Raw genomic sequence first — 20,314 nt, 5'->3', positions numbered from 1 at the left:
CTTCCGTGAAAGATCCCGTGCGACACAGGGTGTCGCATGTGTTGATTAGCTTTCACTCCAGCGTACCCAGAGGGATGTGTGTCTATGCAGGAGCTTCAGCCTGGTCTTGTTGTCATCCATGGCAATCATCTAGAAGAACTGCGAGCCCTCGCGGTGCAGTGGATGCGCAGTCACCCGCTGCGACCACTGGAGAACGAAGTGCTGCTGGTGCAGAGCAATGGCATCGGCCAGTGGCTGAAGCTGGCGCTGGCCGAAGACCCGCACAACGGCGGCTGCGGTATTGCCGCGGCGCTGGATGTGCAACTGCCCGCGCGCTTTCTGTGGCAGGTGTATCGCTCGGTGCTTGGGGCGCAAACCACCCCGCAGTCTTCGCCGCTGGACAAGGCCGCCCTGAGCTGGCGGCTGATGCGTCTGTTGCCGAGCTTGCTGGAAAAGCCGGTGTTCGCAAGCCTGCAGCGCTTTTTGGAACAGGACGACGAACAGCGCAAGCTGCACCAACTGTGCGAGCGGCTGGCGGACTTGTTCGACCAATACCAGGTGTACCGCGCCGATTGGCTGGAAGACTGGGCTGTCGGGCGCGATCAACTGCGGCACATCAAGGGCACTGCGCAGCCGCTGGATGCGCCGAACCTGTGGCAGGCGCAGCTATGGCGCGAGGTACTGGCAGACGTAGGCGAAGGCGCGCTTGAGCAAAGCCGCGCTGGGGTGCACAAACGCTTCGTCGCCCACCTGCGCAGCGCCGCCCAGGCGCCGAAGGGGCTGCCACGCCGAGTTGTGGTGTTCGGTATTTCCTCGATGCCCGCACAAGTGCTTGAAGCGCTGAAGGAGCTTTCCCGCTACAGCCAAGTGCTGTTGTGCGTGCACAACCCTTGCCGCCACCACTGGGGCGACATCGTTGCCGATAAAGACCTGCTGGCGCACCACTACCGTCGCCAGCCTGCCCGAGAGGTTGGCACCGTAGCGAACGAGCATGGCCAAGCCTTGCTCGCTGCCTGGGGCAAGCAGGGGCGCGACTATATCAACCTGCTCGACCAGCACGACGAACCCGGCAGCTATCGCCACCTGCTCGACGGCCTCAATGGCGGGCGTATCGACCTGTTTACCGAGCCGGATACCACAACCCTGCTAGGCCAGTTGCAAAGCGACATTCTCGAACTGCGCCCTTTGGCGGAAAGCCGCGAAACCTGGGACCCGGTAGAGGTTAGTGCCGACCGCTCGCTGCGTTTTAACGTGGTGCACAGCATGCAGCGCGAAGTGGAAGTGCTGCACGACCAACTGCTCGCCCGCTTCAGCGCCGACCCACAATTGAGCCCGCGCGATGTGATCGTGATGGTGCCGGACATCAACGCCTACACCCCGCATATAGAAGCGGTGTTCGGACAGGTGCCGCGTCACGACCCGCGCTACTTGCCCTTCACCGTGTCCGACCAAGGCCAACGCGGTCGCCAGCCGCTGCTGATCGCGCTGGAGCACCTGCTCAAGCTGCCCCACAGCCGCTTCGCTGCCAGCGACATTCTCGACCTGCTGGACGTGCCGGCCCTGCGCGCACGTTTCGCGATCAACGAAGCGGACGTGCCGACCCTGCAGCGCTGGATCGAGGGCGCCGGGGTGCGCTGGGGGCTGGATGCCCAACAGCGCGAAAGCCTGGGTATGCCGCAGGGCCTGGAGCAGAACACCTGGCGCTTCGGCATGCGCCGCATGCTGCTGGGCTACGCCGTTGGGCGTGGGCCTGAGCTCAACGGCATCGAGCCCTACGATGAAGTGTCGGGGCTGGAAGCGGCCCTGGCCGGCCCGCTGCTGACCTTGCTCGACCACTTGGAAGTCGCTCTTCAGGAGCTTCAGCAACCGGCCACACCCGTGCAGTGGGCCGAGCGCCTGCAAGCCTTGTTGAAGGTGTTCTTCCGCTCGGAGAGCGATGCCGAAGAGTTGCTGCTCAACCAGTTGCTCAAGCTGCTTGAAGGTTGGCTGCGCACCTGCGAGCTGGCGCAGTTCGCGCAGCCACTGCCGCTGAGCGTGGTGCACGAAGCCTGGCTCAGCGGCATCGAGGACGGTGGCTTGTCGCAGCGTTTTCTGGCCGGTGCGGTGAACTTCTGCACCCTGATGCCGATGCGGGCGATTCCGTTCAAGGTGGTTTGCCTGCTGGGCATGAACGATGGCGATTACCCGCGCCAGCAATCGCCGGTCGATTTCGACCTGATGCGCAACGACTATCGCCCAGGTGACCGGTCGCGACGTGAAGATGACCGCTACCTGCTGCTCGAAGCCCTGCTCTCGGCTCGCAAGCAACTGTATGTGAGCTGGGTGGGCCGTAATATTCGCGACAACAGCGAGCGCGTGCCCTCGGTGCTGATCGGCCAGCTACGCGACCACCTGGCCAACGGCTGGCGCTCGGCCAGCGGCCAACCGTTGCTGCCCGCACTGACCCAGGAGCACCCGCTACAACCCTTCAGCGCCGCGTACTTCGCTAACCAGCCGGGGCCTGATGGCTTGTTCACCTATTCCAGCGAGTGGCGCGAGGTGCACGACGAACATGCCTTGCAGCCAGAAGGCGAGCGCTTGCCCGCGCCGGTTCAGGACACACCGTTGAACCTGCGCCAACTTTCCGAGTTCGTACGCGACCCGGTGGGCGCCTTCTTCACCCAGCGCTTGAAGGTCAATTTCGATGACGACGAGTTGGTCAACCGCGATGACGAAGCCTTCCAGCTCGATGGCCTGGAAAACTGGCAGCACCAGGACAGGCTCACCCAGGCGCTAAAGCGCTGGGTAGAGGAGGCGTACGACCCCGAACAGGCCGCGACCGAACTGGGCCTGCAAGTGCAGCGCCTGCAACGCGAGGGCGCCTTGCCGCTGGGCGGCTTCGGCACCTTGAGCGCCTCGGCGCTGGTGGGGCCGATGCCGGGCCTGCTGGCGCGCTACCACGCGCAACTGCAAGCCTGGCCTGAGCTGGAAGAGGGCCAGAGCGCTGCCGTTATCGACGCCACCGACGAGCTTCCCGGCCTCAAGGACTGGCTGGGTGGCATTCGCCGCAATGCGTTGGATGAGCGAGCCTACCTGCAACTGGACAGCAAAAAGCTGTGCACCGACGACAGCTATTGCTGGCACCACTTGGTGCGGCCTTGGTTGCGGCACCTGGCGTTGCAGTTGAACGGGCCTGCCTGCACGACGATTCTGGTGGGCTTGAATGGGGACGTGGTGTTCCAGCCAGTGCCCGCGCAACAGGCGCAGCAACAGTTGCAAGCGCTGCTCGAAGCCTGGGTGGCGGGCATGAAGGAGCCGCTGCCGGTGGCCTGCAAAAGTGCTTTCGTCTGGTTGGCTGCGGGCGGGGAGAACAGTGACAACGGCGAGGCGGCCTACGCCAAGGCGCGTGAAACCTACGAAGGTAGCTACACGGTCGAGGGCGAGGTGCAGCGCTCGTTCGCCCAGCGGCGGGCTTACCCCGACTTCGACCAACTGTGCGCAAGCGGCCAGTTCCCAGCCTGGGCCAAGCGCTTGTATGGCGGCTTGTTCGGCCACTTCACCCCGACCGACGCAGGGAGCGACCAATGACCGCGGAAAACCTCAACCCCCTCGGTTTCCCCCTGCACGGCAGCCGCTTGATCGAGGCGAGCGCGGGCACCGGTAAAACCTTCACCATCGCCTTGCTGTATGTGCGCCTGGTGCTGGGCCATGGCGGCGACGCGGCGTTCAAGCAAGCGCTGACGCCACCGCAAATTTTGGTAGTGACCTTCACCGACGCCGCCACCCAAGAGCTGCGCGACCGCATTCGCGCACGCTTGAACGAGGCTGCTCGGTGCTTCCAGGCAGCCGAATCGTCCCATGACCCGCTGCTGGTGAAACTGCGTGACGAGTACCCCGCCGACCAGTGGCCGACCTGTGCTCGGCGGTTGCAGTTGGCCAGCGAGTGGATGGACGAAGCGGCGGTTTCGACCATTCATGGATGGTGCTACCGGATGCTGCGCGAGCACGCCTTCGACAGCGGCAGCTTGTTTACCCAAACACTGGAAACCGACCAGCGCGAGTTGCTCGAGGAAGTGGTCAGGGACTACTGGCGCCGGCAGTTCTATAGCGTGTCGCCCGAGTTTGCCAAGGTGGTGACGGATTGCTTCAAAAGCCCTGTCGAGCTGCGCGAGGCATTGACGCCGCTGCTGTCGCGTACCGATGCCGAGTTTCGGCAAGAGGGTGTATCGATCACGGCACCCGCGAAACTGGATGCCTTGCTTCAGGTAACCGCCGACTGGAATGCCAAGTACGCCGCGCTCGAAGCGTCGGCGCGCGCCGCGTGGGCCAAGGACAACGTAGCGTTGGAGGCCATGCTGCACGAGGCCCGCACCTCGCTGAACGGTAACTCCTACCCCGCCAAGAGCCGCGAAACTCTGGACGGGATGCTGCTTAACATCGAGGCCTGGAGCCAGGGCGGCGAAGCCTGTGACCACGTGTTCAAGTGTGGGCAGACCCGCTTCAAGCTAAAAAAGGGCGGCAGCATTCCCAGGCACCTGGCGTTCGAGGCCATCGATGCGTTGGCCGACCACAAGGCCACCAAGCAGGACATTCGCGCGCAGTTGCTGCTGCATGCACTGCGTGAAGTGCAGGGTGCCTTCGAGGAAGAAAAACTGCGCCGGGCGCAGATCGGATTCGACGATTTGCTCAATCGCCTCGGCCGTGCGCTGCAAGGACCATCTGGGCCGCGCCTGGCGCAGACCATTCGCCAGCAGTACCCAGTGGCCTTGATCGACGAGTTCCAGGACACCGACCCGGTTCAATACGACATCTTCGACACCATCTACCGCATCGGCGACAACCTGCCCGACTGCGGGCTGTTCATGATCGGCGACCCGAAACAGGCGATCTATTCCTTCCGTGGCGCCGACATCTACACCTACCTAAAGGCGCGTGAGGCTACCGAGGGCCGGCATTACACCCTGGGCACCAACTACCGTTCCACCAAAGCTATGGTCGATGCCGCCAACCACTGTTTCAGCTTCGCCGAAGCGCACCCGCGAGCGGCGTTCCGCTTCGCCAAGGACGGGCAGAACCCGGTGCCGTTCAAGGGCGTCGACGCCAAAGGCCGCAGCGATGTGCTGGAAATCGAGGGCGAACAGCAGAAGGCCCTGACTCTTTGGCAACTGCAGACCGACGGCGTCATCAACAACGCCACGTACCTGCGCGAGGCCTCTGAGGTGTGCGCCTCGGCGATTCAGGCCTGGCTCGACGGTAGTGCGCCCGAGCCCTCGGGCTTGCGCAGCAGCGACGGCCAGTTGACCAAGCTCAAACCCGCCGATATCGCCATTCTGGTACGCAGCCGCACGGAAGCCGAAGCCATTCGCAAGGCCCTCGCACGTCGCAAACTGGCCAGCGTCTATTTGTCTGACCGCGACTCGGTGTTCGAAAGCGAAGAGGCCAAAGACCTGCTGTGCATCCTTCGGGCCTGCGCCCAACCCAGCAGTGACCGCTTGCTGCGTGCGGCACTGGCAACCCGCAGCGTGGGCCTTGGCTGGCAGGCGCTGGAGCGCCTGAATCAGAACGAGCTGTGCTGGGAAGAGCTTGTGCAGTGCTTCCGCGTGTTTCGCCAGCATTGGCAGCAACAAGGCGTGCTGCCAATGCTGCGTAAGCTGCTCGCGACCTTCCAGGTTCCGGCCCGGTTGCTTGCCGAGGCGCAGGGCGAACGTCGCTTGACCAACCTGCTGCACCTGGCTGAATGGCTGCAACGCAGCGCCACTGAGCTGGACGGCGAGCACGCGCTGATTCGCCACTTGGCCGAGCAGATCGAGGCGCAGAGCGAAGAAGAAATTCTGCGCCTGGAAAGCGACTCAGACCTGATCAAGGTGGTGACTGTGCACAAGTCCAAGGGCCTTGAGTACCCCTTGGTGATGTTGCCGTTCGCGTGCAGCGCCAGGCCGGTGGATGGCCGCAGCAAAACGCCGCCCATGTTCCATGAGCAGCAGGGTGAGCAATACCGCCTGGTGCTTGAATTGGGCAAAGGCGAGTTGGCGAAGCCGTCGCAGAAACTGGCCGACGATGAGCGCATGGGCGAGGAAATGCGCCTGCTGTATGTCGCCCTGACCCGCGCCCGCTACGCTACCTGGATTTGCGTGGCGCCCAAGGTGGCTAAAACCGGGGAAAAATCGCTCGACCTGCACAAGTCGGGCCTGGGCTACCTGCTGGCAGGCGAAAACAAGGTGGCGCCCGAGCGCCTGGCTGAAGTGGTCGAGGCACTGGCAAAGGGCTGCGACGACATCGCCGTGAGCAAGGCGCCCACGCCCACCCAAACCGTCCACACAGCGCCCGCCCGATCCACCGCAGGCCCAGCCTTGCGCCCGCTGCATGCGCTGGCAGCCAATTGGTGGATCGCCAGCTACTCCGCCTTGGCGATCGCCGACGACCGTACCCTGGTGGGCGCCACTTCGCCCATCGCCCCAGAGCCTGCAACTGCCCTAGAAGCCAACCTGCAAGAGCAGGACGACGAGCAGAACCCGTCTGCCGGCGTTGGCATTCACGGCTTCCCCCGAGGGGCGGGGCCGGGCACCTTCCTGCACGGGTTGTTCGAGTGGGCGGGCGATGAGGGCTTCGGCAACGCCGCCAGTGATGAGCAAGCCCTGCACGACGCCGTGGCACGGCGCTGCAACCTGCGTGGCTGGGAACGCTGGATCGACCCGTTGTCGGCCTGGCTCAGCCACTACCTGAAGGCGCCACTGCGCTTCAACGGCACCCAATGCACCCTCGCAGCGCTGGACACCTACCAGGTCGAGATGGAGTTCTGGTTCGCCAGCCAAAACGTGAGCGTCGAGCGCCTCGATGCCCTGGTGCGTGAACACACCTTGGGCGGCGTGCCACGGCCAGCGCTCGCCCCAAGCCAGTTGAACGGCATGTTCAAGGGCTTCATCGACCTGACCTTCGAGCACGAGGGCCGCTACTACGTGGCGGACTACAAGTCCAACTGGCTGGGCAGTACCGACTGCGCCTATGCCGCCGAGGCCATGGCCGAAACCATGTTGGGCAAACGCTACGACCTGCAGATGTGCCTGTACCTGCTGGCCCTGCATCGCCAGCTCAAGCTGCGCCTGCCCGGCTACGACTACGACCAGCACATGGGTGGCGCGTTGTACCTGTTCATCCGTGGGCACCAGGCGCCCACCCATGGCCTGCACTTCGAACGCCCACCGCGGCAATTGATCGAGCAGCTTGACCAACTCTTCATGGGGCAACACCTGGAGGCCAGCGCATGAGCCAGACCCTCAAGCAACTCAGCGCCAGCCAAGGCGATAGCGAGCAAGTGGTAGTGCCCATCGGCGCAGCCAGCCATGGCGAGCTATTGCAGCAACTCGATACCTGGGTGGCGCGTGGCTGGCTGCGTGCGCTGGATCGTTCGTTGGCCAAGTTCATCCTCGAACAAGACCCTCAAGCCCAGGCCAGCGTGCTGCTGGCTGCCGCGATGACCAGCCACCAACTGGGCCGTGGCCACGCCTGCCTGGACCTGGCTGCCACCCTGGCCGCCCCGGATTTCGTGCTCTCGTTGCCACCTGAAGGTGAGCAGGGCAACACGCTTCCATCGCAATGGTTGCAGGGCCTGGACGCCGCGAAGTGGCGCCAGGCGCTGGCCGCAAGCCCCATGGTCGAGGACCGCGACGCCAGCCCGAACGCGCCCGAGCGGCCCTTGGTGCTGGTGGGGCAGCGCCTGTACTTGCGCCGCTATTGGAACTACGAGTGCAGCATTGCCCAAGCCTTGAGTGCACGCTTGGGTGTGGCGCCAGGCACCCCGGACAACCTCGCCAGCCGCCTCGACGAACTGTTCCCACCGCCTTCCGAAGCCGAGCGCGCGCAGGGCAGCAACTGGCAGAAAATTGCCTGCGCGCTGGCGGCCCGTGGCAATTTCAGCATCATCACCGGCGGCCCAGGCACCGGTAAGACCACCTCGGTGGTGCGCTTGCTGGGCTTGCTGCAAACGCCGGCGGTCGATAGCGGCAAGCCGCTGCGCATTCGCCTGGCGGCCCCGACCGGCAAGGCGGCTGCGCGGTTGTCTGAGTCCATCGGCAAGGAGGTGAGGGCGTTGCCGGTCAGTGATGCGGTGCGCGCCGAGATCCCCACGGATGTGTCCACCCTGCACCGCTTGCTGGGCAGCCGCCCGAACTCGCGCAACTTCATTCACCAGCGCGACAAACCGCTTGAGCTGGATGTGCTGGTGGTTGACGAAGCCTCGATGATCGACCTGGAAATGATGGCCTGCGTACTGGACGCCTTGCCCCATGCGGCGCGGTTGATTCTGCTGGGCGACAAGGACCAGTTGGCTTCGGTGGAAGCCGGTTCCGTGATGGGCGACTTGTGCCGCGAGGCTGAAAAAGGCGGCTACAACGTGCAAACCGCCCAGTGGCTGAGCACCCACAGCAGTGAAGCCCTGCTCGACCCCGAGTTGCAGATGGCCGCAGACGCCGGTGACCCATTGGCGCAGCAGACCGTGATGCTGCGTCGCTCGTGGCGTTTCGACCCGCAGAAGGGCATCGGGCGTCTGGCCAAGCTGATCAACCACAAACACGCCGACGAAGCACGGCGTGTGCTGGAGCAGCCTTCGGAGCAGCTTTTCAACCTGCTGGTGCGTGGTGAGCAGGATGCTGCACTCACCGACCTGGCCATCGATGGTAACCGCAACGCCCCCGGCTACCGGCATTATCTGGAGCAACTGCGCGACCTGCGCCCCGCACCCGACACACCGTGGGATAGCCAGCTTTGGGCCGACTGGGCGGGCAAGGTGTTGTCTGCATTCGACCGTTTCCGCCTGCTGTGTGCATTGCGTCGGGGGCCTTGGGGCGTCGAGGGCCTGAACCAGCGCGTGGCCACGCAGTTGCGTCGGCGCGGCTTGCTGAGCAGCGACCACGGTTGGTACGAAGGGCGCCCAGTGCTGGTTACGCGCAACGACTACAGCCTGAACCTTATGAACGGCGATATCGGCATCGCGCTATGTGTGCTTGGACCAGAGGGTGCGTTGGCCCTACGCGTGGCCTTCCCGCGTAATGACGGCAGTGGCGGCGTGCGCTTCGTGCTGCCGAGCCGGTTGGTGGAGGTGGAAACGGTGTTCGCCATGACGGTGCACAAGTCCCAGGGGTCGGAGTTCAACCACACCGCGCTGGTGTTGCCTGATGCGCTGAACCCGGTGTTGACCAAGGAGCTGCTGTACACCGCGATCACCCGCGCCAGGGAGTGGTTCAGCCTGGCCGAGACTCAACCAGGTGTGTTTGAAGGCGCGGTAGAGCGCAACGTGCAGCGCACCAGCGGCTTGGCATTGCAACTGCACGAGGCGCTGGCTCAACGAGTAGGGCAGGCAGGATCACTGACATCAGTAGTGGGCGGGATAATGTAGATATCGAGCCTGCACCATAACGCTTTGTGATGGAGCAAGATGAATCTTTAGCTGTCATTTAACTTTATCCGCAACTCCTCAATGGAGAGTGGCGGGTTTCGCCAATGAAGCATGGCGTGGCAGTTCGGGCAGACCGGTACCAAGTCGTTGATAGGATCGACTTGGTATTGCTTTCCGATCGCGGAGATCGGCACTATGTGGTGAACATGAATGTAACCACGTCCGATTTCTCCGTATTTTTCCTCAAAGTTTAAGGTGCATACCTTACAAATCGGTTTGTGATGATTGATGCATATATTGCGAGCTGATTCGCTACGCTCGTAAGTATTAACGAGAACAGAACGCGCTAGCCCCTCCACATGAGATGCATCATCAGGTAATTCATCTGGAAAAATAGTTTGTGCGAGAAGTTGTTCTCCTACGATGCCGGTGCTTTCGGTCTTGGTTGTATTACTTGGTGTGTCCTGGTCGGTTGCCGAATGAGAATGCTGAGGGCGTGAGAAGTAGGCTTCAATTTCGGATGCGGGGCAGCTCTTTTCCCGGTCGTGATGCTCAAGTAGGTGACGGGCCACGGTCGCCATTTCAATCTCATAGCTGGAGCCCGGCTTAAGGCGGAAGGCGTAGCCCGGATCACGATTCTCGTCCCATACAAAGATGCAGGACACTGGACCATATTTCTGCCACTTTTGGCCAACACGGCCTATATTCCGAAGAAGATTCTTTGCTCCATCCGGCCCGTCTATAGCTTTTTGGAGGGACGAGTGCTGGGCCTTTCTCCAAGGGCAGGTCGTGTGAATTACACGATATTTGATAGCCATTGTGGCTCCCTTGTGAGGTTTAACGTGCACTGGAGTGTAGTGGTGGATTCTACCAGGCGCTCCGTTGAGTTCATGCAAACTCTACGGAATGAGGCGTCAACACACAGCGCACAGTTGGAGCGATATGCTCAAGGCATAGAACTGGTTTCCGGGCGAAAAGTCATGGCTCTATTGGCTGATATGGGGGGGATCCGTTAACGTCAGCCTACGGCGATGCATGAGGTTCATCTCAATCAGATGAACCCCAGTCATTATTTGTGAATATCGACACTGCCATTTAGCTGCCGCCGCCAGTGGAGCGGTGCAGGCTCGCGGTCATTCAGGTGGTCGGTTCCCTGCGGCCCTGCTTTTCGCGCTTCAACTCCCGAAACTCGCGGTAGTGTTCAAAGGCGGCCTTAAGCACGACGGCCAGGCCTACAGTAGCAAGAAGATTTTTGAACATGAGAGGGCTCCGTCAGGCCAGAAGAACCAGCGCAAAACACACCAGCCAGACAACGAAGTAGGCCAGGTTCTGCTGTAGGTTTTTGGCGCGCTGATACAGGTACACCGGCACCAGCCAGGCCCAGCCTCGGAAGCGGCTGGTATTGTGCCCGGCCTTTTGCAGGCGCTTCTCGTCGAAGAAGGACAGCAGCAGGTTGAACGCTAGCGTGATGTACCAGTAACTGGCGTTTTCCATCGCTCGTACTGCTGCTGCCTCGCTACCATTGATGGCGCCTGCGACGAACCACTCCATCAAGTAGCCGATGATGGGCGCGAAGGCGAGCACCCAGACTAGGGTGTTGTTCACCTGGCTGCCAACCAGCGGTGGCGGGGTGTGCTGCAGGTGTTGCCGCAGCGGGGTGTTTTCCAGCTTCGTCCACTCGGTAAAGCCATGTGTCCACACGGAGCTACCATAGCCGAGGCGGCCTGCGCGAATCAGCTCTATCACCTCCTGTTCGCTGGCGCCGCCCTTGCGTTCACCTTTTTCCTCATAGAACCACTGATTCGTGCTGCTTTGAGCATCGGACATCGACTCACTGCGGATTCCACACCATCCGGCCACCCAGTCCACGCTCATCTGGCCAGGCATTCCACGGCCATCTGGCCACCTGTTCCACGGCCATCCGGCCGGGCAGTCGGAGCGCAGCGACGCAGGGGTTGCATTGTTAGTCTGAGGTGCCCGGTGTCGTCAATTTCTTCGTCTGTTTGCGCATCGATTCGCCCTTGAGGTTGATCCGATAAGCGTTGTGCACCAGGCGGTCGAGGATGGCATCGGCCAGGGTCGGATCGCCGATCAGTTCGTGCCAGTTGTCCACGGGCATTTGGCTGGTCACGAGGGTCGAGCGCTGGCCGTAGCGGTCGTCCAGTAGCTCCAGCATGTCACGGCGCTGTTCAACGGTGAACGGGGCCAGACCCCAGTCATCAAGGATCAGCAGGTCGGTCTTGGCATAGCCGCTCATCAGCTTGGCGAAGCGCCCGTCGCCGTGGGCTAGGCCCAACTCTTCCAGCAGGCGTGGCAAGCGCAGGTAACGCACGCTGTAACCCTCTCGGCAGGCCTGGTGGGCCAGGGCGCAGGCCAGCCAGGTTTTACCCACGCCGGTGGGGCCGCCGATGATCAGGTTGAGGCCGTCGCGTAGCCACTGGCCGCCGCTCAGTTGCAGGATCAGCGCCTTATCCAGCCCGCGCGGGCTGCGGTAGTCGATGTCTTCGAGGCAGGCGTTGTGCTTGAGCCGGGCCTGGCGCAGGCGGCTGCTGAGGCGCTTGTCGTCGCGTTCGGTCAGTTCGCGGTCGACCAACAGGCCGAGGCGTTCCTCGAAGCTCAGGCTGTTGATGTCGGGGGTTTTCAGTTGCTCGGCGAGTGCCTTGAGCATGCCGGTCAGGCGCAGGGTCTGGAGCTTGTCCAGGGTCGGATGGGGCAGCATGGTGGGATTCCTTGGGGTCAGTGGTAGTAGGCGGGGCCGCGCAGGTTGGCGTGGTCGTCCGGCAGCAGGGGCAGGTTGGCTTGAGCCAACGGCAGGTTTTCCAGCCCCTGGCGCAGGATCGATTCGAGGCTCTTGTAGCTGCACGCGCCGAGGCTGAGGGCGCGACGGCAGGCCAACTCCAAGCGCACTTCGCCATGGGTCTTGCCCAGGCGCAGGATGCCCAGGCAGGCCCGGTAGCCCTGCTGCGGATGGATGCGCCGTTCGAGGATGTGCCGGATCACGCCGGCCGTGTTCGGCCCGGTCTGCTCGGCCCAGCGGATCAGCCGCTGCGGCGTCCACTCGGCATGCTCGCGATGGCTCTTGGGCATGTGCTCGGCCTGCGTGCTGTGCCTGCCCTTGTGCATTGAGCGAAGGTGACTGGCCACCCGCTGATTGGCGTGGAAGCACTCCACCGTGCGCGCTGTCAGGCGTACTTCCAGTTGTTTCTTCACCAGTTGGTACGGCACCGAGTAGTAGTGCCCATCGACCTCGACGTGGTAGTCGATGTGCACCCGCGCCTTCTTCCACTCGGCGTAGACGTAGGGTTGCTCCGGCAGGGGGCGCAGCGCCGGACGATCCAGAGCTTCGAAGGCCGACTGCCGGGAGCCCGGCAGCTTGCGAAACGGTCGTCGGTTGAGCCGCTCCAGCAATAAGGCGATGGCGCTGTTGAGTTCATCCAGGGAGAAGAACTGCCGATTCCTCAGCGCGGCGAGGATCCAGCGCTCGACCACCTGCACGCCGACCTCGGCCTTGGCCTTGTCGCGCGGTTTACGCGCCCGCGCCGGCACCACCGCCACGCCATAGTGCTCGGCCAGATCGCGGTAGCTCGGGTTGATGTCCGGCTCGTAGCGATGGCTCTTACTCACCGCGCTGCGCAGGTTGTCCGGCACCACGATCTCCGGCACGCCGCCGAGGAAGGCAAAGCAGCGGGTATGCGAGCCCAGCCAGTCCGGCAGCTGCTGCGACCAGGTGGCTTCGGCGAAGGTGTAGCTGGACGCACCGAGCACCGCGACGAACACCTGCGCCTGGCGGATCTCGCCGCTGTGGCGGTCGATCACCGGCACCGTCTGCCCGGCGTAGTCGACGAACAACTTCTCGCCGACGCGGTGCTCCTGGCGCATCACCACGTCCAGCTTGCCCTGCCAGGCCCGGTAGTGCTCGCAGAACCAGCTGTACTGAAAGCCTTTCGGCTGGCTCAGGCGATACTCCTGCCAGAGCAGCGCCAAGGTCACGCCCGGCCGGCGTAGCTCGGCATGCACCCAAGACCAATCAGGCAGTGGCCGCTGCTCGCTGGGCACTGCCGGCGCCGGTGGGAACAGCTGCTGTTCCAGCTCGGAATCGGACAACGAACAGGGCCAACTGAGGCCGCTGGCGGCAAAGCGGTTGAGGTAATCGCCGACGGTGACACGACCGATCTGCACGCTGACCGCAATCTGGCGAGCCGATAGCCCGACCTCGAACTTGAGACGAAGTACTTCGCGAATCTTACGCATGGATAAACGCTCCACGACGACCTCTCTGCTTCGAAAAAGAGGTCGATGGTAGTGAAGAAATCCTGCGTAGCTGCCTACCCGGTTGGGTGGCCGGATGGCCGTGGAATCAGTGGTCGGATACGCGTGGAATGGGTGGCCGGATCACCGTGGAATCGGTGGTCAGATGCTCATGGAATGGGTGGCCAGATGACCGTGGAATCCGCAGACTCACTCCTCGATTCGATTGATTGCGTAACGCAGAGTGGCAGTCTGGGGCGACAGATTACGTCGCTCTGGCTGCCCTACCAGGCCGAGCGGCAGCTGTTCTCTGGGCTGCCCAGCGGCTGGAGTACGCTGGAGATGTTTTTGGTAGGCAGATTGATGGTCTTGCCGTCCGCCATGAGCTTCAGGTGGTTGGCCTGGCGCAGGGCCTCCCAAAAAACGGGGAAGTTGGCCCCGCACACTCGGCAGTCGGTGAAGAAGGGGTTGCTGTAGGTCTCTCCGTCGACGATCACGTCGAAGCCGCTGCCCTCTTCGGAGCTGTACTGCCGGCCGCCGATGCTGGCGTAGGCGCTGACATAGCCGTCTTCCTCGTCGTCCGGGCAGGAGATGTTCAACTCGTTGCCGTTACCGTCGTCCACCAGATGTTCACTGACGCCCATACCCCAGCCGGACGTCCATTCATAGGTGCCGGCCTGGGCGCTGGTGCAGATGAGCAGGCCGCAGAGGAGCAATATCTTGGTTGTATGCATGATGGGTTCTCCTTTCATGTTGTTCAGATACTTGGTTAGCGGAGGAACTGGCGCAGTCGCTCTCGCATGATTTCCGCGCGGCTGGCCGGACGGGTTTCCAGTTCGGTGTACTGGCAGATGGGGCAGCGGCAGAACCAGTCGACATTCAGCTTGAGGGCGTCGCTGGTTGGAAAGCTGGTGCGCTTCCAGCGACAGTGGGGGCAGATGGTGGTAAGCGGAGGGGGTGGTATTGGCATGTATAACCTCTACGTTGTGCGTAGAGTGACTGTGCCGCAGCAGCGCGACAGATCGTGTCGTGGTATTGCAGTCAAAGATTACTCTGGTAGGGTGCGGGGCTCATCCGAGGAGAGAGTCATGCAGTTCCAGTCGCTCAAGCAACGCCATCGTCAGGAGCGCGATGCCCAGCACCCCAATCTGCGCCTGCGGGTGCATCGCGCCTTGAGCTGGCTAGACCGCGCCGAGCAGGCGGACGATCTCGACGGCCGCTTCATCTTCCTGTGGATCGCCTTCAACGCGGCCTATGCCACAGAGATCGACGAGCGCCAACGCCTCTCGGAGCAGGAGACCTTCAAGGCTTTTCTTGAAAAGCTCTGCTCTCTGGACGAGAGCAAGCGTATCGATGCATTGGTGTGGAAGGCGTTCTCCGGCAGCATTCGCGTGCTGCTGGACAACCCTTACGTGTTTCAGAGCTTCTGGGATCACCAGAGCGGCAAGATCGACGAGCCCACCTGGAAAAGCCGCTTCGCCAGCGGCAAGCGTGCTGCCCAGCAGGCCCTGGCCGGCGGTAACACGCCAGCGCTGCTCGGCGTGCTGTTCAACAGGCTGTATACCCTGCGCAACCAGCTTATTCACGGCGGCGCTACCTGGAACGGTTCGGTCAACCGCGAGCAGATGCGCGATTGCACCAGCTTGCTGGGCAAGCTGGTGCCGCTGATCATCGAATTGATGATGGATAGCGCGGATTCGCTGTGGGGGGATGCTTGTTATCCGGTGGTGGAGGCGTGAGAAACGAGTGCCGTAATTAATCGTTGTTTTCTGTTAACGATGATCGACTCTCTGTTAGGCATGGTAAGCACTCAGTCGTTATCGTCCTGAACTACCCACAGCACTTCGATACGTCGCTGCCTGGCGTCTTCAGGAGGAACTCCTGGAATCGGTTGAGAGTCTCCGTAGCCTGCTACGACGACGCGTCTGGCATCAGTGAGGGTCAGATTTCCGGTGATCAGTTTGCGTGCCTCCCGTGCCCGAGCTGCGGACAGAGTGAAGTTGTCGTCGTAGACGGTGCAAAAAGCCTCAAAGTTGGTCACTGGGCGTGATACCGGTAGGTTGTCGGTATGCCCTTCGACATATACCTTGCCTTTGGGAAATTCGTTGAGAAAGTCCGCGACCTTTTCTTCAATACTGCTAAATGCCTGTCGCGCCTGATCGGTGATGCAGGCGCTGCCACGCCCGAACACACCGTCGCGCAGGGTGAACTTCTGGGCGTTGACGTCGATAGCGACCAGCCCTTCGCTGGCGGTGCCGCTGAGAGTTTGCTTCAGCCCGCTCAGCATGTGGCTGACCTTATCCCGTTGCGATTGGCTGCTTTGTTCCAGCTCTTGCTGGTGCTTGAGGTCGGAGTAGGTCTTTTGAAGCACCGACATCACCAATAGCAGCATCACCACCGCCATCACGCCGGCCATCAGGTCGGAGATGGAAACCCACTCGTTCGGTTTGTCTTTCATGGCGGTTTCCGTCAAGCGCTTTCGTTGTCGAGCGTGACCTGATTCATGCGGTAGTCGATCGCTTTCAGGTGCTCGATGACGTCCTGCATTGCATTACGAATGTGGCCGATGTGTTCGCAGTTGGAGCTGCTGCCCACTGCCTGCTGGAGCATGGAAATGTGCTGGTCGATGTTGCTCAGGCTGCTGCCGAGCGTGTCGACTTGCTTAATCATCCGCTCTACCGCTGGCTGTAATGGGCTGGATAGCTGAAGGCTTTTCAATTGCTCTACCAGTTGGTTGATCGCCTCTGCGCTGCGGGATGAGTGCTCTACAACCGAATCATTACGCTGGGTAAGCGAGGCCATGTTTCTGTTGCTCTCTGATACGGCCTGAAGTCCCTTGACGATTCTCTCGCGCAAGTCTTCTACCAGCCCTTTCATTATTTCGATTTTTTCATTGAGCGTGTCGCTGCTCTGGATGAATGCGACATGAGCATTCTTTTGGATCGCCATGGAAGCGTCGTTCGATTGCTGAACGCTGGTCATGGTTTTGCCGACGTTCACAGACAGATCGGATACGGCGTTGGAAATCCCGGAAGTGGCTTGCGCCATAGTGGCGGAGATATTAGACATGTTGTGGGCGAAACTCTCACCCATATCGCCGATGGTTTCGGCCAGATCGCGTTTGATGCCATCCAGCACTTCGCTGACGCTCGACTTGAACTCGCCAATCGCCGTTTGCAGTTGATTCGCCGATTGGCCGATGCCACCAGCGGCTCCGGCCATCTGCCCTGCTGCATCGGAAATTGCGCCGAGGTTGCTGCTGTTGGCTTCGATAAAGCCTTCCAGGCTGGTGCGCGTGGCGTGGCTGTCGTCCAGGAGCTTTTGGTTCTGCTCGCCATGGCGTTGTAGTAGCGTCGTGGCCTCACCGAGTGAGCGGCAGGTGTCGAGGCTGCTTGCGTTAAGTGTCTGCAATTGTGGAAGGAGCGCCTGCTGCATGTCCGCAATGGCCAGGTGCGTGGTCGCCTGGGCGGTGGTGTTGGTTTGGGCTATTTGTGTCAGTGTTGAGAGCAGTTCCCGCAGTTCGTTCTCCAGGCTGGCGCGCATGGCTTGACCATCGTTCAGTTGCTGCTGGTTCTGTTCGCCGTGCTGTTGTAGTAGCTCTGTGGCTTTGCTGAGCGAGCGACTGGTGTCTAGGCTGCTGGCATTGAGAGTCTGCAATTGCGGCAACAAAACCTGCTGCAGGCCGTCTATGGCCTGATGCGTGGTGGATAGTGCCACCGTGGTTGCCTGGATGCCGTGCTGGCTAAGCTGGAGCTGTCGTTCAAGTACCTCTCGGTTGGCTTGCAGTTGCGCCAGCAGGGTCTGATCCAGCTTCTTCAGTATGCCGAGCAGAGCCTGCTGCTGCTGTTCGCTGGACTCTCGAGATGCTTGCCGGCTGTGCTCGAAAGCCGCTTTCATCTTGCCAATGCACCAGCGTAGGCGTTTTTCCTCATAGCCCTTCAGTCCAGCAAGGGCTTTTATGATGAGAAATGCCATAAGACCCCAGGTGGAGGTTTTGAACTTGGTGCCCAAGCCCTCCATCATGCCCATCAGGCTGATCATGGTATTGTCCATGCCGCCTCCTGCGTTGGCTTCGATGAGGATGCTGGAGGCCTTGTTCAGGGCGATGCCCAGTCCCAAGAAGGTGCCGAGCAGGCCTAGGATCAGCAGGACGCCAGGCATGAGGTCGGCCATCTTTTCGCCCGTGCTGGCAACGGCGGCGCTGATTTCGTTCACCGAGCCATGCTCTACGTCCAGGTCGTCGGCTCCGCTGCCGTTCCATTTTCGCTCCCAGTTGGCCGGGCGTGCACCCCAGAACATGGCGATCAGGGTCGCGCTGCCGAGCAGCAGAATAGACATGCCGAAAATGAGCTGTATCAGGTCGCTGCCTGGCAGCAGGAAACCAAGAATTTCGCTGGAGTTCATAGCGCAACTTCCACCACTTGTGCAGTACGGGCGCGGCTGGCTTCTTCAAAAATATTGGCGAAGTCGATGATGAGGCTCTGCTCATCCTGTGTCAGTTTTTCCCAGGATTTGCCATGCTGGGCGCAGTCGATTATTAACATGCCTACCGTGGCGCTGTCTTCGAGCATATATTCCTTGCCGGCGAACTCCTCGGGTTCTTTTTCCAGCATTTGCAGGAAGCCTTCGGCTGCGAATACATAGTTGCGCATTTCATTAGTTTTCTTGCGCTTTTGCTCTGCCTTAGCTGTTAGCTTGGGCAGCTCCGTTTGTAGCTTGGCGAGTTGTGCACTTTCCTCCGACGACAGCTCGGCTAGGCGCTGGCTGGTTTCGAGGCGACGCATCTCGGTTTTCTTTTTCGCCTGACTGGCGTTGAGTTTTTGCCACTCTTTATCAAGGGCATCGAGGTTCACGCCCCAGGCTATGATCAGCTCCTCAAAGACGAACGGAATCAGTTTTTTGCCGAAACGACGCAGGATGATTTCATCCAGTTGTTGAGTCTGGGCATCGCTGATCTGCGGGTCAGCCTTTAACAATTCTGCAGCGATTTCAGTAATGAACAAGTCATCTTCGTCGATGGCGTTGATATCTTGAGCTTCCGCAAGGCGAAGTTCAGTGTCGCCAAGCAGTTTTTGCGCTGCACGCAGACGTAGATAGTGTTGAAAGTCGGTGATGGCATTGTTTTCCAGTACATTTTTAATGCCTGTAGCTAATTGCGAGTACTGGTTTATCAACAGTGCTAGGTCTATTCCTTGGGCTGCCTCACCACGAACTTTGCTTCGAGCCTCACGTAGAGCCGCCTCATGCTGCTCAGCTTCTTCAGTTTCAGCCGGCCCCATCCATGCTTCACGCAGATTTTTTGCTTTAGCAATGGACCAGTTGATAGCAGCTTCGACTTTCTTCGCGAGGTCTGACTGATCCCACGCCACTAGGGCGCCCAGCGCTTTATCGAAGGCAGTTAATGCAGTGCTAACCCAAGGAAAGGTTGGCAAGTTTATAGCAGCCCATTTAGCGGCAAACCGCACGGCAGGACGGATAACGTTTTGGATAAAAGGTTTGGTTTTTTCCCAAACATCTTTTACTGCACCGACAAAACCCTCAGCTTTCTCGGCCATCCAACTCAATGTTTTTCCGGCAACATCTCGTGCTTTACTAACAATACTTGAGCCTACACTGACGACAGTACTGACAGCGCTTGATACAAAGCTAGAGACGCCGCTACATAAAGAACTGAACCACCCCATGTTTATCTCCTTATTGAATGCCTAGCAGAGCCTTGGCTCTGGCGGTTTCTTGCGCAGAATGCGCTTTATTAGATTTGTTGGAAGTTGCTACTTGCTCGTGGCTTGCCAGCACTTCATCAATGGCTGCTAAAAGATGATCTGAATGCAGCAAGGGATCTTCACTATCACGCTCCGCAGCAAGAAATGCCTTGGGTAGTGCAAGTCGCATACAAGTGCGAATCTCTCGGCCCGACAACCCCTCGGAGCGTGAACTGACGCAGTCGAGAAGAGTCTCTCGACCTTCTTTGAGAGGAATCCCTGAAACTAAAAAACGATCCCAAAGACGACGGCGTGCTTCTAGGTCAGGGAGGCTGAACTCAATGTGGTAGCCGATACGGCTGCGAAATGCTTCATCGTAGTTTTTCGCGAAGTTGGTGGCGAACACCACAATACCTTCGAAGCGCTCCAGTTCTATCAGCAAGGTGGAACGCATAGCGTTGACCTCGTTATCTACCCCCTGGGTAACTGAAGACAGGCGCTTGCCCAACAAGGTATCGGCCTCATCGAAGAACAGTAGTGCTCCGGTATCGCGTGCTTGCTCAAAGGCCGCCTGGATGTTCTTAGCGGTTTCGCCCATGAATTTGCTTTCCAACTCAGCGATGCCTAAAGACATAAAAGGCAGCCCCAGTTGCCCAGCAAGGGCCTCCGCACAAAGTGTTTTACCGGTGCCTGGAGGGCCATAAAAATTCAGAATGGCGGTCATACCCATAGGGTCAACTGCCGAAAACCCCCACTCTTGGTAAATTTTATTGTGGTATCTCAGGCGAGCTAAGCACTCATCCAACTGCAGACGAGTTTTCTGGGACAGAATGACATCCTGAGACAGGTTGAAGCGGGGTTGAAGTGTTAATGCTGATAGTTCGGGCGTTACACCCAACGTTTTTTTAGGCGTATTTTCACGCATAGGAGGGCTGTCAGGAGTTTGAGCTGAGTCTAGAACTGGATCGGTCAAAGGCTGACTGCAATCATTGGAACTTTTCATTTGGACTCCTGA

At 60.4% G+C, this 20,314-nt stretch carries 15 protein-coding genes; 4 read left to right on the top strand and 11 right to left on the bottom strand.

Translation table 11 applies throughout. The features are described 5' to 3' along the window. Positions 1–84 precede the first annotated feature (84 nt). The 3 genes from recC to recD are packed head-to-tail and all read left to right on the top strand — an operon-like array spanning position 85 to position 9,349. Positions 85–3,546, top strand: a complete 3,462-nt coding sequence (gene recC, locus PSTAB_RS17000) for an exodeoxyribonuclease V subunit gamma (RefSeq protein WP_013983923.1) — start codon at positions 85–87, stop codon at positions 3,544–3,546. After that, complete coding sequence (gene recB / locus PSTAB_RS16995; protein ID WP_013983922.1) at positions 3,543–7,223, top strand: exodeoxyribonuclease V subunit beta; 3,681 nt, start codon at positions 3,543–3,545, stop codon at positions 7,221–7,223. The genes recC and recB overlap by 4 nt, the downstream gene beginning before the upstream one ends. After that, positions 7,220–9,349, top strand: a complete 2,130-nt coding sequence (recD, locus tag PSTAB_RS16990; RefSeq protein WP_013983921.1) for an exodeoxyribonuclease V subunit alpha — start codon at positions 7,220–7,222, stop codon at positions 9,347–9,349. Before recB ends, recD begins: the two co-directional genes overlap by 4 nt. 47 nt (positions 9,350–9,396) lie before the next feature. Here the strand turns inward: recD and PSTAB_RS21420 are convergent, their stop codons facing one another. The 7 genes from PSTAB_RS21420 to PSTAB_RS16965 all read right to left on the bottom strand — a co-directional run bounded on the left by PSTAB_RS21420 (position 9,397) and on the right by PSTAB_RS16965 (position 14,567). Beyond that, entirely contained in the window at positions 9,397–10,167 is a 771-nt protein-coding gene (locus tag PSTAB_RS21420; RefSeq protein ID WP_197932803.1) for an HNH endonuclease, read from the bottom strand. Between the two features lie 319 nt (positions 10,168–10,486). Continuing rightward, positions 10,487–10,609: a hypothetical protein gene (locus PSTAB_RS22065; protein WP_013983920.1), complete on the bottom strand. Its 123-nt coding sequence runs from the start codon at positions 10,607–10,609 to the stop codon at positions 10,487–10,489. A 12-nt stretch (positions 10,610–10,621) separates the two neighbouring features. Then, positions 10,622–11,224 (bottom strand): DUF4339 domain-containing protein, encoded by a 603-nt coding sequence (locus tag PSTAB_RS16985; protein ID WP_013983919.1) that lies wholly within the window; start codon positions 11,222–11,224, stop codon positions 10,622–10,624. A gap of 88 nt (positions 11,225–11,312) precedes the next feature. Next, on the bottom strand, positions 11,313–12,068 hold the full coding sequence (istB, locus tag PSTAB_RS16980; RefSeq protein ID WP_013981287.1) for an IS21-like element helper ATPase IstB: 756 nt from the start codon (positions 12,066–12,068) through the stop codon (positions 11,313–11,315). A 17-nt stretch (positions 12,069–12,085) separates the two neighbouring features. Continuing rightward, positions 12,086–13,600, bottom strand: coding sequence for an IS21 family transposase (istA, locus tag PSTAB_RS16975; RefSeq protein ID WP_013981288.1), 1,515 nt, complete (start codon positions 13,598–13,600; stop codon positions 12,086–12,088). 281 nt (positions 13,601–13,881) lie between these two features. Next, positions 13,882–14,331, bottom strand: coding sequence for a hypothetical protein (locus tag PSTAB_RS16970; protein WP_013983918.1), 450 nt, complete (start codon positions 14,329–14,331; stop codon positions 13,882–13,884). A gap of 35 nt (positions 14,332–14,366) precedes the next feature. Beyond that, positions 14,367–14,567, bottom strand: a complete 201-nt coding sequence (locus PSTAB_RS16965) for a hypothetical protein (protein WP_013983917.1) — start codon at positions 14,565–14,567, stop codon at positions 14,367–14,369. A gap of 118 nt (positions 14,568–14,685) precedes the next feature. Here PSTAB_RS16965 and PSTAB_RS16960 point away from each other — a divergent pair, with 118 nt between their 5' ends. Further along, positions 14,686–15,336: a HEPN domain-containing protein gene (locus tag PSTAB_RS16960; protein WP_013983916.1), complete on the top strand. Its 651-nt coding sequence runs from the start codon at positions 14,686–14,688 to the stop codon at positions 15,334–15,336. A 71-nt stretch (positions 15,337–15,407) separates the two neighbouring features. Here the strand turns inward: PSTAB_RS16960 and PSTAB_RS16955 are convergent, their stop codons facing one another. The 4 genes from PSTAB_RS16955 to PSTAB_RS16940 are packed head-to-tail and all read right to left on the bottom strand — an operon-like array spanning position 15,408 to position 20,302. Then, positions 15,408–16,055 carry an OmpA/MotB family protein gene (locus PSTAB_RS16955; RefSeq protein ID WP_013983915.1) on the bottom strand — a complete coding sequence of 216 codons (648 nt, stop codon included), beginning with the start codon at positions 16,053–16,055 and terminating at the stop codon, positions 15,408–15,410. Positions 16,056–16,066: 11 nt separating this feature from the next. Further along, positions 16,067–18,001, bottom strand: a complete 1,935-nt coding sequence (locus PSTAB_RS20935) for a hypothetical protein (protein ID WP_013983914.1) — start codon at positions 17,999–18,001, stop codon at positions 16,067–16,069. After that, positions 17,998–19,281, bottom strand: coding sequence for a hypothetical protein (locus tag PSTAB_RS21645; protein WP_041771845.1), 1,284 nt, complete (start codon positions 19,279–19,281; stop codon positions 17,998–18,000). The genes PSTAB_RS20935 and PSTAB_RS21645 overlap by 4 nt, the downstream gene beginning before the upstream one ends. 10 nt (positions 19,282–19,291) lie before the next feature. After that, positions 19,292–20,302, bottom strand: coding sequence for an ATP-binding protein (locus PSTAB_RS16940; RefSeq protein ID WP_232244012.1), 1,011 nt, complete (start codon positions 20,300–20,302; stop codon positions 19,292–19,294). Positions 20,303–20,314 lie beyond the last annotated feature (12 nt).

This window comes from Stutzerimonas stutzeri (genome assembly GCF_000219605.1).
In the GTDB taxonomy this organism is placed as follows: domain Bacteria; phylum Pseudomonadota; class Gammaproteobacteria; order Pseudomonadales; family Pseudomonadaceae; genus Stutzerimonas; species Stutzerimonas stutzeri.
The sequence above is the reverse complement of the archived record's forward strand: the minus strand, read 5'-3'. Positions and strand labels throughout refer to the sequence as shown.

Coding starts and splice junctions, on each gene's coding strand:
- istA (WP_013981288.1), bottom strand. CDS start 13,600: ATGCGTAAGATTCGCGAAGTACTTCGTCTCAAGTTCGAGGTCGGGCTA.
- PSTAB_RS20935 (WP_013983914.1), bottom strand. CDS start 18,001: ATGAACTCCAGCGAAATTCTTGGTTTCCTGCTGCCAGGCAGCGACCTG.
- recD (WP_013983921.1), top strand. CDS start 7,220: ATGAGCCAGACCCTCAAGCAACTCAGCGCCAGCCAAGGCGATAGCGAG.
- PSTAB_RS21645 (WP_041771845.1), bottom strand. CDS start 19,281: ATGGGGTGGTTCAGTTCTTTATGTAGCGGCGTCTCTAGCTTTGTATCA.
- PSTAB_RS16940 (WP_232244012.1), bottom strand. CDS start 20,302: ATGAAAAGTTCCAATGATTGCAGTCAGCCTTTGACCGATCCAGTTCTA.
- istB (WP_013981287.1), bottom strand. CDS start 12,068: ATGCTGCCCCATCCGACCCTGGACAAGCTCCAGACCCTGCGCCTGACC.
- PSTAB_RS16985 (WP_013983919.1), bottom strand. CDS start 11,224: ATGAGCGTGGACTGGGTGGCCGGATGGTGTGGAATCCGCAGTGAGTCG.
- PSTAB_RS22065 (WP_013983920.1), bottom strand. CDS start 10,609: ATGTTCAAAAATCTTCTTGCTACTGTAGGCCTGGCCGTCGTGCTTAAG.
- PSTAB_RS16955 (WP_013983915.1), bottom strand. CDS start 16,055: ATGAAAGACAAACCGAACGAGTGGGTTTCCATCTCCGACCTGATGGCC.
- PSTAB_RS16960 (WP_013983916.1), top strand. CDS start 14,686: ATGCAGTTCCAGTCGCTCAAGCAACGCCATCGTCAGGAGCGCGATGCC.
- PSTAB_RS16970 (WP_013983918.1), bottom strand. CDS start 14,331: ATGCATACAACCAAGATATTGCTCCTCTGCGGCCTGCTCATCTGCACC.
- PSTAB_RS21420 (WP_197932803.1), bottom strand. CDS start 10,167: ATGGCTATCAAATATCGTGTAATTCACACGACCTGCCCTTGGAGAAAG.
- PSTAB_RS16965 (WP_013983917.1), bottom strand. CDS start 14,567: ATGCCAATACCACCCCCTCCGCTTACCACCATCTGCCCCCACTGTCGC.
- recC (WP_013983923.1), top strand. CDS start 85: ATGCAGGAGCTTCAGCCTGGTCTTGTTGTCATCCATGGCAATCATCTA.
- recB (WP_013983922.1), top strand. CDS start 3,543: ATGACCGCGGAAAACCTCAACCCCCTCGGTTTCCCCCTGCACGGCAGC.